General features: G+C 70.7%; 9 protein-coding genes. 8 read left to right on the top strand and 1 reads right to left on the bottom strand.

All coding sequences use genetic code 11. The annotated features are described in order from the left end of the window. The first annotated feature begins 28 nt into the window (after window positions 1-28). From pheT to ABTV10_RS13285, 3 genes are all read left to right on the top strand, one after another. Window positions 29-2,518: a phenylalanine--tRNA ligase subunit beta gene (gene pheT, locus ABTV10_RS13295; protein WP_499027577.1), complete on the top strand. Its 2,490-nt coding sequence runs from the start codon at window positions 29-31 to the stop codon at window positions 2,516-2,518. A 67-nt stretch (window positions 2,519-2,585) separates the two neighbouring features. Further along, complete coding sequence (locus ABTV10_RS13290) at window positions 2,586-3,038, top strand: hypothetical protein (RefSeq protein ID WP_499027575.1); 453 nt, start codon at window positions 2,586-2,588, stop codon at window positions 3,036-3,038. Window positions 3,039-3,184: 146 nt separating this feature from the next. Then, a complete protein-coding gene (locus ABTV10_RS13285; protein ID WP_499027573.1) occupies window positions 3,185-3,850 on the top strand; it encodes a DUF6891 domain-containing protein in 666 nt (221 codons plus the stop codon). A gap of 144 nt (window positions 3,851-3,994) precedes the next feature. Here the strand turns inward: ABTV10_RS13285 and ABTV10_RS13280 are convergent, their stop codons facing one another. Next, window positions 3,995-5,665, bottom strand: coding sequence for an acyl-CoA dehydrogenase family protein (locus ABTV10_RS13280; protein WP_499027571.1), 1,671 nt, complete (start codon window positions 5,663-5,665; stop codon window positions 3,995-3,997). Window positions 5,666-5,780: 115 nt separating this feature from the next. Here ABTV10_RS13280 and ABTV10_RS13275 point away from each other — a divergent pair, with 115 nt between their 5' ends. The 5 genes from ABTV10_RS13275 to ABTV10_RS13255 are packed head-to-tail and all read left to right on the top strand — an operon-like array spanning window position 5,781 to window position 11,838. Continuing rightward, the gene (locus tag ABTV10_RS13275) at window positions 5,781-7,319 is read left to right on the top strand and encodes a class I adenylate-forming enzyme family protein (RefSeq protein WP_499027568.1); all 1,539 of its coding nucleotides are present in this window, start codon (window positions 5,781-5,783) and stop codon (window positions 7,317-7,319) included. A 55-nt stretch (window positions 7,320-7,374) separates the two neighbouring features. Next, window positions 7,375-8,457, top strand: a complete 1,083-nt coding sequence (argC, locus tag ABTV10_RS13270) for an N-acetyl-gamma-glutamyl-phosphate reductase (protein WP_499027566.1) — start codon at window positions 7,375-7,377, stop codon at window positions 8,455-8,457. After that, window positions 8,454-9,698: a bifunctional glutamate N-acetyltransferase/amino-acid acetyltransferase ArgJ gene (argJ, locus tag ABTV10_RS13265; protein ID WP_499027562.1), complete on the top strand. Its 1,245-nt coding sequence runs from the start codon at window positions 8,454-8,456 to the stop codon at window positions 9,696-9,698. The genes argC and argJ overlap by 4 nt, the downstream gene beginning before the upstream one ends. Continuing rightward, window positions 9,695-10,636 carry an acetylglutamate kinase gene (gene argB / locus ABTV10_RS13260; protein ID WP_499027561.1) on the top strand — a complete coding sequence of 314 codons (942 nt, stop codon included), beginning with the start codon at window positions 9,695-9,697 and terminating at the stop codon, window positions 10,634-10,636. The genes argJ and argB overlap by 4 nt, the downstream gene beginning before the upstream one ends. Continuing rightward, window positions 10,633-11,838, top strand: coding sequence for an acetylornithine transaminase (locus ABTV10_RS13255; protein WP_499027558.1), 1,206 nt, complete (start codon window positions 10,633-10,635; stop codon window positions 11,836-11,838). The genes argB and ABTV10_RS13255 overlap by 4 nt, the downstream gene beginning before the upstream one ends. Window positions 11,839-11,850: the final 12 nt, after the last annotated feature.

The raw sequence follows: 11,850 nt of genomic DNA, 5'->3' as shown, positions 1-11,850 counted from the left end.
GCGACGAGAACGAGAGAGCTGAGTAGACGTGCGAGTAGCGCAATCGTGGCTGACCGAGATCCTGCAGCGGGCGACTCCCGAGTGGCAGGTGAGCCCCGAAGAACTTGACGCCGGGTTCGTCCGCGTCGGTCTCGAGGTCGAGGAGGTCGACTCCCTCGAGCCCGTGACCGGACCCCTGGTGGTCGGCCGGGTGCTGGAGATCGAGGAGCTCACCGAGTTCAAGAAGCCGATCCGCTTCTGCAAGGTGGACGTCGGCGCCGACGAGCCGCAGGAGATCGTGTGCGGCGCCCGGAACTTCGCGGAGGGTGACCTCGTCGTCGCGGCCCTGCCGGGCGCGGTGCTGCCGGGCGGCTTCGCGATCGCGTCCCGCAAGACGTACGGCAAGGTGTCCAACGGCATGATGTGCTCGGCCTCCGAGCTGGGCATCGGCAAGGATCACTCGGGCATCCTCGTGCTCGAGCCGGGAACCGCCGAGCCGGGCACCGACGCCAACGCGCTGCTGGGCCTCGACGACACGATCATCGAGCTGAACATCACGCCCGACCGGGGCTACTGCTTCTCGGTGCGCGGTCTCACGCGTGAGCTCGCCTGCGGTTTCGATCTGGACTTCGCCGACCCGGCCGCGGTGCCGGCGCTGCCGTCCGACGGTGGCGAGGCGTGGTCGGTCCAGCTCGAGCCGGAATCGAAGGCCACCCGCTTCACGGCCCGCCGGATCACCGGCATCGACCCCAAGGCCGTGAGCCCGTGGTGGCTGCAGCGTCGGCTCCTGATGTCGGGCGTGCGCCCGATCTCGCCGGCCGTCGACGTCACCAACTACGTGCTGCTCGAGCTGGGCCAGCCGCTGCACGCGTTCGACGCGGCCAAGGTCCAGGGCGGACTGGTGGTGCGTCGCGCCGAGGCGGGGGAGAAGCTGACCACCCTCGACGGTGTGGAGCGGGCCCTCGATCCCGAGGATGTCGTGATCGCCGACGATTCCGGTGCGGTCTCGCTCGCCGGTGTCATGGGCGGCGCTACCACCGAGGTCCACGATGGCACCACCGACATCCTGCTCGAGTCGGCCACGTGGGATCCGCTCGCGGTGTTCAAGACGTCGCGTCGGCACAAGCTGATCAGCGAGGCCAGTAAGCGGTACGAGCGCGTCGTCGATCCCGAGGTGGCCCTCCCGGCGCTCGACCGCGCAGCCGCGCTGCTCGTCGAGATCGCGGGCGGCACCGTCGAACCCGTGCTGACCGATGTCGGCGGTGTCGCGCCGACCGGCCAGATCCGCATGGACATCGACCTTCCCGATCGCGTTGCCGGCGTGAGCTACCCGAACGGCACGGCCGCACGGCGCCTGACGCAGATCGGGTGCATCGTCGAGGTCGGCGTCAGCGAGACCGGCCACGGTCAGCTCGTCGTGACGCCGCCGTCGTGGCGTCCCGACCTGGTGCAACCGGCCGACCTGGTCGAGGAGGTGCTGCGTCTCGAAGGGCTCGAGCAGATCCCGTCGGTGCTGCCGCACGCCCCGGCCGGCCGCGGGCTGACCCCGGAACAGCGTCGCCGCCGCGCCGTCGGCCGGATGCTGGCCGCGACGGGCTTCGTCGAGATCCTGCCGCCGGTGTTCTTGCCGCACGCGGTGTTCGACACGTGGGGCCTGGACGCCGACGATCCGCGCCGCAACACCACGAAGGTGCTCAACCCGCTCGAGGCCGATCGTCCCGAGCTCGGCACCACGCTGCTGCCCGGGATGCTCGAGGTAATGGCCCGCAACGCTTCTCGTGGTCAGCGCGACCTGGCGCTGTACGGCATCGCGCAGGTGGTGCAGCCGGGTCCGGATACGAAGCCGGTCGACGCCCTGCCGGTGGACCGCCGTCCCACGGACGAGCAGATCGCCGAGCTGTTGAAGTCGCTGCCTGCGCAGCCGTTGCACGTCGCGGCCGTGCTGTCGGGCCTGCGGGAGCCGTCCGGGCCGTGGGGTGCGGGCCGTCCCGCCGAGGCGGCGGACGCGTTCGCGGCGGTGCGGACGATCGCCGACGCCGCCGGCGTCACGGTGGAACTGCGGGCCGCGCAGTACCTGCCGTGGCACCCGGGCCGCTGCGCCGAGGTGGTGTTCGGCGGCACGGTCGTCGGACACGCCGGTGAGCTGCATCCGGCGGTGCTCGAGCGGGCCGGACTGCCGGCCCGTACGTGCGCGGTCGAGATCGACCTCGACGCCCTGCCTGTCACGGAAGTTCTTCCCGCGCCGCGTATTTCGCCGTTCCCGGCCGTCCTGCAGGATGTCGCGGTGGTCGTCGACGCGTCGGTTCCGGCCGGCGCGGTCGAGGCGGCGCTGCGCTCCGGTGGCGGCGAACTGCTCGAGGACATCCGCCTGTTCGACGTCTTCGAGGGCGCGCAGGTCGGTGAGGGCCGCAAGTCGCTGGCATTCGCGTTGCGCTTCCGTGGCGCCGACCGCACGCTGACCGAGGACGAGGCCAGCGCCGCGCGCGATGCCGCGGTCGCGGCCGCGGCCGACGCCGTCGGAGCCGTGCTGCGCGGCTGACAAACGAGTTCGACCGATGAGGGGCTCCTCTCGCTAGCCTGGATGGCGTCAGCGAGAGGAGCCCCTCATGGTCGATACGGACAGCGGCGGATCAGACGCCGCACTCGACAGACTGCGCGTTCTCGGCGACGCCGAGTTGCTGGCGGTCGTACTCGCCGCGACGGCGGGGCGCCCGGCGCTCGCCCCGGTGCATGCGGCCGCGTCCACGCTCTCCGCGGGCGGCGGCCCGGCCTCGGACATCCCGCCGGACCCGTCCAGGCCCGCCGCGCCACCGGAGGTTCCGCCGCCGCTGACATTCGGAACCGCCGCGACACCGGCACCCGACTACACCGACGCGGGTGTCCCGACGTTCGACCGCGTCCGCGACACGATCGAGGAGCGGTTCGGGACGGCGCTCGGCTCGGAGGAACTCGAGCGGGACAGCCAGGCCGGACGCGACCTCGACGAGCAGTGGCAGGCGCGGGAGAAGGCCGCCCAGGACAGGCTCGAAGAGATCCGGCGCTCCATGAAGAACGAGTAGCCGCAGGCGAGGTTGTGCCGGGTATCGGTTCACTTCGTCGAATCATCGCTCGTAGGCGGCGCCGTACCGATCTGTCGGTCGCCGAAGCTACCCTGCTCGCTGCCGGGTGAGCCGCCCGGTTCCGCTCGATATCTGGAGGTCGCGCTGTGAGCGCGTTGTCGAACCCGAACGTGATTCCGTCCTACGCCACCCTGCCCGCCCTACCCCTCGACGAGGACGACCGCACCGAGCTGATCCGGCAGATTTGGGATCAGCTGATCACCGGCCGCGGAGACGTCGACGATTTCGTCGACAGCTACAGCGAGGACTACGAGCTCACCGACGAGCAGCTCGGGGCGGCGTTCGCCGCACTGCGCGCCGCCCGGCTGCGCCAGCAGACCGAGATCGGGGCGTACACGTCCCGCACGATCGCCGCGTTCGAGGAGCTCAATGCCAACGGAGTGGTGGCCCGTGCGGACTTCTCGTGCTGCGGCACCTGCGCATCCGGCGAGATTTGGGACGAGCGTGACGACAGCCGCCACTGGAAGGGTTACGTGTACTTCCACCAGCAGGACACCGGCCGTCTGGTCGAGGACGGGAGCACCTACATCGGTTACGGTGCATTTCCGCCCGAAGCATTCGACGAGGCCGCCTACGACGCGCTCAGCGAAGAGGCGAAGGAAGACCTCTACACGGCGGACGTGACGTCCCTGCTCGACGACGTGGTGTTCCCCGTCCTGCGGCGGCACGGCATCGCGCCGGAATGGAACCGGGACCTCGGCACGCGGGTGCTGCTCGAGAACGCCGACTGGTACGCCCCGATCGAGGCGTAGCGCGCTACCGGTCGTCTCGGGGTCCACGGCGCGCACCATGCAGAGCGGATGTCGAAACCTGCCGGTGCATCGACGGATGACAGCGACGCGGCCGCCCCAGCCGCGGCGGTGCCGGGCTGGGGCGGCGGGGTGTGGCCGGCCAGGTCAGTGGCGTTCGAGGATCGCCGCGAAATCGGTTCCCGCGGGCAGAGATCCGTACTCGAGGTCCCGATCGGCGCCCAGTCGCGCGCCGATGAACGCCTCCGCGACCGCGGTGGGGGCGGTGCGCAGCAGCAGCGAGCCCTGCAGTCCGAGCGCCATCGCCGCGGCCACCGGGCGTGCCCGGAACTGCGCGCTCGCGGGATCGAGCGTCGCGAGTTCGGCGAGCATCGTGCGCACCCGGTCGAGGTGCGCGTCGAACAGCGTCGACGCGCCGCGCGCGAGGTTCAGTTCGGCGTCGAACGCCTGTACCGACTCGGGCTCGCGGGTCATCGCCCGCAGCACGTCGAGCGCGATGACGTTGCCCGATCCCTCCCACACGGCCATCACCGGCTGCTCCCGGAAGCGGCGGGCCAGCGGGAAGGCCTCGGTGTAGCCGTTGCCGCCGAGGCATTCGAGCGACTCGTAGGCGTGGTGTGGTCCGCGCTTGCAGATCCAGTACTTGCTCACCGCTGTGGCCAGCCGCCGGAACGCCTTCTCCGATTCGGACGCGTCGTCGTCGTGGGCGCGGGCCAGGCGCAGCGCGGTGGCCGTTGCGGCCTCCGACTCGAGCGCCAGGTCGGCGGCCACCGCGGTCATCGCGGGCTGGTCGACCAGCGTCGCACCGAACGCGGAGCGGTGCCGCACGTGCCACAGGGCCTCGGCGACCGACTGCCGCATGCCGGCCGTCGACCCGTAGACGCAGTCGAGGCGGGTCCGCGCGACCATCTCGATGATCGTGCGCACGCCGCGGCCCGGTTCCCCGACGATGTGGCCGATCGTCCCGTCGAGTTCGATCTCCGACGACGCGTTCGACTTGTTGCCCAGCTTGTCCTTGAGGCGCTGGATGCGGAAGACGTTGCGGGTGCCGTCCTCGAGCACCCGCGGCACCAGGAAGCAGGACAGGCCCTCCGGCGCGTTCGCCAGCACCAGGAACGCGTCCGACATCGGCGCCGAGCAGAACCACTTGTGCCCGGTGAGCGCGTACGTGCCGTCCGACAGTGGCTGGGCCGTCGTCGTGTTTGCGCGGACATCGGAGCCGCCCTGCTTTTCGGTCATCGCCATGCCGAACAGCACACCGGGCTTGTCGCCGGGCGCGGCAAGGGTGCCGTCGTAGCCCCGCGAGTAGAGCCGGGGGAGCCAGCGTTCCGCGAGGTCCGGAGCCAGCATGAGCGACGGCACTGCCGAGTGCGTCATCGAGATCGGGCATGCGTGACCGGGCTCGATCTGCGCGAACAGCATGAACGTCGCAGCGCGGGCCACGTTCGCGCCGGCCCGCGGCTGCGCCCACGCCGAGGTGTGCGCGCCGTGCTCGACCGCCGCGGAGATCACGCGGTGGTAGGCGGGGTGGTATTCGACCTCGTCGATGCGGTGGCCGTAGCGGTCGTGCGAGTGCAGGCGCGGGATCTCGGTGTTCGCGAGTTCGGCGGCGTGCTGGAACTCGGCGGCGCCGACCAGCGCGCCCACCTCGGCGAGGTGTTCGCCGGCCCATCCGGCGTCGTACCGGGTCACAGCCTCGACAAGCGCGACATTGCTCGTGAACTCGTTGACGTCCACCCGCGGTGGTGCCTGGTTGAACACCTCGTGGGTGCGGTGGCCGCGCGGTCCCGCGTTCGTCGTGTCGTCGGTCGTCGTCATCTCGGAGCCCTTCCGCAAAGCAATGAATCATGATTCACTTCTTGTTGAGTGACTGTAGAACGAATTCGCGCGACGGGCAACGGCCCCCTCCGCGGTCCAGTGAAGGAGACCCCCGGTGCATCTGAACGTGTTGCTGGAAAGCGCCTGCAGGAAGTTCCCCGACAAGGACGCCCTGGTCTACGGGACGCAGCGTCTGAGCTACCGCGAGCTCGAGGCGGCGTCGCGGCGGGCCGCCGAGGTGTTCCGGCGTGAGGGGGTGCGTCGGGGCGACCGCGTCGCAGTGATGACCTACAACTCACCCGGATTCCTGATCGCCGCCTTCGGCATCTGGCGGGCGGGCGGCGTCCTCGTCCCGGTGAACCACAAGCTCACCGCGCCGGAGGTGGAGTACACGATCGCCCACAGCGGCGCGCGCGTCGGCGTCGTGTCCGCCGATCTGGTGTCGGCCGCGCGCGGGGGAGTGCCGCAGGCGCGGTGGTTGCTCACCGAAGCCGCCACCCACGGCAGCGAGGTCGCGCCGGCTGACGACTTCGATGCCACGGTCGCATCCGCGCCGGAATGGGGCGGCGTCGACGGCACCGAGGACGACCTCGCGCAGATCCTGTACACCTCCGGGACCACGAGCGCGCCCAAGGGCTGTGTGCACACGCATCGCACGATCGCGTCGGTGCCGCCGCTGATCGTGGCGACGATGGGGCTGACGCGCGACGACCGTTTCCTCATCGCGATGCCGATCTGGCACGCGTCGCCGCTCAACAACTGGACGCTGACGACCCTGTTTCTGGGTGGGACGGTGATCCTGCAGCGCGAATACCACCCCATCGAGTTCCTCGAGACCGTGCAGCGGGAGAAGGTGACGGCGTTCTTCGGCGCGCCCATCGCCTACCTCGCGCCTGTGCAGATCGCGAAGGCGCAGGGCATCGACCTCGCCGGCTATGACCTGAGTTCGATGCGCCGCTGGATCTACGGCGGGGCCCCGATCGGCGCGGAGACCGCCGAACTGCTCGCCCGGGTCTACCGCTCCGAGGACTTCTACCAGGTGTACGGGATGAGCGAGATGGGGCCGGTCGGGACCGCGCTCTACCCGCACGAGCAGATCGCGAAGGCGGGTTCGATCGGGCGCGGCGGCATGCCCGGCGTCGACCTGCGGGTGGTGCGCGCGGACGGCGTCGACGCCGCGCCCGGCGAGACCGGCGAGATCTGGCTCAGCGCCGACACCCGGATGCGCGGGTACCTCGACAACGCCGACGCCACCGCCGACGTGTTCGACGGACGCTGGTACCGCACGGGGGACGTGGCACGTGTCGATGCCGACGGCTACCTGTTCATCGTCGACCGCCTCAAGGACGTCATCATCACCGGCGGCGAGAACGTCTACTCGCAGGAGGTGGAGGAGGCGATCCGCCCGCACGACGACGTCGTCGACGTCGCGGTGATCGGCCGGCCACACCCCGAGTGGGGCGAGACGGTGGTCGCCGTCGTCGTGCCGGTGGAGGGGAGGACAATCGAACTCGACGACCTGCGTTCGTACCTGTCCGACAAGCTCGCCCGGTACAAGGTGCCGCGGGAACTGGTGCTGGTGGACGCGCTGCCGCGCAACCCGTCGGGCAAGCTCACGAAGCACGTGCTGCGGGGTGCGGTGCTCTCGGAGTGACGCGGGTCCGAAACCCGCTATGAATGAGTTTGCATGATGGTGCATAATCATCCGTATGGGTACTTCTGCAGACTCCGGAGCTTCGACGGCCGGTGACCGGTCGCCGATCAAGGTCGCGATCGCGGGGGCCAGCGGGTACGCGGGCGGCGAGATCCTGCGCCTGCTGCTCGGCCACCCCGCGTACCGCGACGGTTCGCTGGTGATCGGCGCGCTGACGGCGGGCGGGAACGCCGGCACCACGCTCGGCTCGCACCACCCGCACCTGCTGCCGCTCGCGGATCGCGTCCTCGGCCCCACCGACATCGAGACCCTTTCCGGGCACGACGTCGTGTTCCTCGGCCTGCCGCACGGCAACTCCGCCGAGATCGCCCGGCAGCTCCCCGAATCCACCGTCATCATCGACTGCGGCGCGGACTTCCGGCTCACCGACGCCGCCGCGTGGGAGAAGTACTACGGCAGTCCGCACGCCGGTAGCTGGCCGTACGGCCTGCCGGAGCTTCCGGGCGGGCGGGACAAGCTCGCCGGCGCCACCCGGATCGCCGTGCCCGGCTGCTACCCGACGGTGTCGTCCCTCGCGCTGGCGCCCGCGGTGGCCGCCGGCGTCGTCGAGCCGCGGGTGAACGTGGTCGCGGTCAGCGGCACGTCCGGCGCCGGCAAGGCGCCCAAGGCCGATCTCCTCGGCTCCGAGGTGATGGGCTCGGTCCGGGCCTACGGCATCGGTGGCGCCCACCGGCACACGCCCGAGATCAAGCAGAACCTGTCTGCTGCCGCCGGCACCGAGGTGACGGTGTCGTTCACGCCGGTTCTCGCGCCGATGCCGCGCGGCATTCTCGCGACGTGCACCGCGCCCACCACTGCGAGCGCCGACGAGATCCGCGCGGTCTACGAGAAGGCGTACAAGGACGAGCCGTTCGTGCACGTGCTGCCCGAGGGGCAGCTGCCGCAGACCGGTGCCGTCGTCGGCTCGAACGCCGTGCAGATCGCGGTCACCGTGGACGCCGACGCGGGACTGCTGGTGGCGGTCGCCGCGATCGATAACCTCACGAAAGGCACCGCCGGCGGTGCCGTCCAATCCATGAACCTGGCCCTGGGCCTGCCCGAGACCGATGGTCTCTCGACTGTGGGAGTTGCTCCGTGACAACCGATTCCGAGTTCGCTGCGCCCGATGCGGTCGAGATCGCCGGCGGACGGCTGATCCGCAGCCAGGGCGTCACCGCCCCCGCCGGTTTCCGTGCCGCCGGTATCAAAGCGGGCATCAAGGTCAGCGGCCGCTCCGACCTCGCGCTCGTCTTCAACGAGGGCCCGGAACTGGCGGCCGCGGGCGTGTTCACCGCCAACAAGGTGAAGGCCGCTCCGGTGCTGTGGTCGCAGCAGGTGCTCACCACCGGACGCCTGCGGGCCGTCGTCCTCAACTCCGGCGGCGCCAACGCGTGCACCGGAGCCCCCGGCTTCCAGGACTCGCACAAGACCGCCGAGCACGTTGCCGCGTCGCTGAGCGACTGGGGCACCGAGACCGGCGCGATCGAGGTCGCGGTGTGCTCGACCGGCCTCATCGGTGACCGGCTGCCGATGGACAAGATCCTGTCCGGCGTCACCGAGATCGTGCACGAGCTCGCGGGCGGCATCTCCGGCGGCACCGACGCTGCGCACGCGATCATGACCACCGACACCGTCCCGAAGCAGGCGGCGCTGCACCACGCCGACAAGTGGAACGTCGGCGGCATGGCGAAGGGCGCGGGCATGCTCGCGCCGTCGCTGGCGACGATGCTCTGTGTCGTCACCACCGACGCCGTCGCGACGGCCGAGCAGCTCGACGAGGCGCTGCGTCACGCGACGCGGATGACGTTCGACCGGCTCGACGTCGACGGCGCGACCTCCACCAACGACACCGTGCTACTGCTCGCGTCGGGCGCGAGCTCGGTCGCACCGTCGCAGGACGAGCTCAACGCGGCCGTCCTCGCGGTGTGCGACGACCTGGCCGAGCAGATGATGGCCGACGCGGAGGGCGTCACCAAGCGGGTCCGCGTCACCGTCAGCGGCGCCGCCTCCGAGCAGGACGCGCTGGTGGCCGCGCGCACCGTCGCCCGCGACAGCCTCGTCAAGACCGCACTGTTCGGCTCCGACCCCAACTGGGGTCGCGTGCTCGCGGCGGTCGGCATCGCGCCCATCACCCTCGACCCGGACCGGATCGCGGTGTCGTTCAACGGCAACCCGGTGTGCATCGACGGCGTCGGCGCGCCTGGCGCCCGCGAGGTGGACCTGTCGGGCATGGACATCGACCTGACGATCGAACTCGGCGTCGGCGAGCACAGCGCGTCCATCCGGACGACGGACCTCTCGCACGCCTACGTCGAAGAGAACTCGGCGTACTCGTCATGAGCGCGAGTATCCAGAACCTCACATCGAGCCAGAAGGCCTACGTCCTGGCCGAGGCGCTGCCGTGGCTGCAGCGCTTCCACGACAAGGTCGTCGTGATCAAGTACGGCGGCAACGCGATGATCGACGACGAGCTCAAGAGCGCGTTCGCGGCCGACATGGCGTTCCTGCGGACCATCGGCATCCACCCGGTGGTCGTGCACGGCGGCGGGCCGCAGATCAACGCGATGCTGAAGCGACTCGGCATGGAGGGCGAGTTTCGCGGCGGCTTCCGCGTCACCACACCGGAGGTCATGGACGTCGTCCGGATGGTGCTGTTCGGTCAGGTCGGCCGCGAACTCGTCGGCCTGATCAACGCGCACGGCCCGTTCGCCGTCGGCATCTCCGGCGAGGACGCGCGCCTGTTCACCGCGACCCGCCGCACCGTGCAGGTCGACGGCGAGGCCACCGACATCGGCCTCGTCGGCGACGTCACGACGGTCAACCCGGCCGCGGTGCTCGATCTCATTGCCGCCGGGCGCATTCCGGTCGTGTCGACGATCGCGCCCGACGAGGACGGCGTCGTGCACAACATCAACGCCGACACCGCCGCCGCGGCACTGGCGGAGGCCATCGGCGCCGAGAAGCTCGTCGTCCTCACCGACGTCGAGGGCCTCTACACCGATTGGCCCGACCGCTCGTCGCTCGCGTCCGAGATCGACACGGCCGCGCTGCGTCAGCTGCTCCCTAGCCTCGACGCCGGCATGGTCCCCAAGATGGAGGCCTGCCTGCGCGCCGTCGAGGGCGGGGTGCCCACCGCACACGTCATCGACGGTCGCGTCGCGCACTCGGTCCTGCTCGAACTCTTCACCGGCGAGGGCATCGGCACGATGGTCGTGCCCGCCCCACACACCTCGGTGACCCCCGCACCACAACTCGCAACCACGGAAGGACTGGAATGACTGCCACGACGGATCTCCAGCAGCGCTGGTCCGGCGCACTGATGAACACCTACGGCGTGCCGCGGGTGGCGCTGGTCCGTGGCGAGGGTGCGGTCGTCACCGACGCGGACGGGAAGCAGTACCTGGACCTGCTCGCCGGCATCGCTGTGAACATCCTCGGCCACGCGCATCCGGCGATCGTCGAGGCCGTCACGACCCAGGTGTCGACGCTCGGTCACGTGTCCAACCTGTACGCGAGCGAGCCGGCCGTCGAGTTGGCCGAGCATCTGCTCGAGCATCTCGGTGCCGGCGAGGTCGCCGGCAGCGTGACCGGCCGGGTGTTCCTGTGCAACTCCGGGACCGAGGCCAACGAGGCCGCGTTCAAGCTGGCCCGGGCCACGGGGCGGCGCAAGATCATCGCCGCCGAGAAGGCGTTCCACGGCCGGACGATGGGCGCGCTGGCGCTCACCGGCCAGCCCGACAAGCGGGCGCCGTTCGAGCCGATGCCGCCCGGCGTCGAGCACGTGCCCTACGGCGATCTCGAGGCGCTCGACCGGGCCGTCGACGAGGACACCGCCGCGGTGTTCCTCGAACCGATCATGGGCGAGGGTGGCGTCGTCGTGCCGCCCGAGGGCTACCTCGCCGGCGCCCGGCGGATCACCGCCGAACGCGGCGCGCTGCTCATCCTCGACGAGGTGCAGACGGGTATCGGCCGGACCGGCTGGTTCTACGCGCACCAGGCCGCGGGCATCGTGCCCGACGTCATGACCCTCGCGAAGGGACTCGGCGGCGGCATGCCGATCGGCGCGTGCATCGCGACCGGCGCGGCCGCGGAGCTGTTCGGTCCGGGCAAGCACGGCACGACGTTCGGCGGTAACCCGGTGTGCGCGTCGGCCGCCCTCGCGGTCCTGAAGACGATCGCCGCCGACGACCTGCTGACCCGCGCCGACATGCTCGGCAAGGTGCTCTCGACGGGCATCGAGGGTCTCGGGCACCCGCTCGTCGACCACGTCCGCGGCGCGGGCCTGCTGCTGGGCGTCGTGCTCACCGAGGACGTCGCCCCCGTGGTCGAGGCCGCCGCCCGGGAGGCCGGTTACCTGGTGAACGCGGCACAGCCCGGCGTCGTCCGGTTGGCACCCCCGCTGATCCTCACCGAGGAGCAGGCGGAAGGATTCATCGCGGCGCTGCCCGGAATTCTCGATGCAGCGGCGGCGAACCGGTAGGAGGCTAGTAGT

Source organism: Paraburkholderia sp. RHO2, assembly GCF_050955445.1.
GTDB lineage: Bacteria > Actinomycetota > Actinomycetes > Mycobacteriales > Mycobacteriaceae > Prescottella > Prescottella agglutinans_A.
The sequence above is the reverse complement of the archived record's forward strand: the minus strand, read 5'-3'. Positions and strand labels throughout refer to the sequence as shown.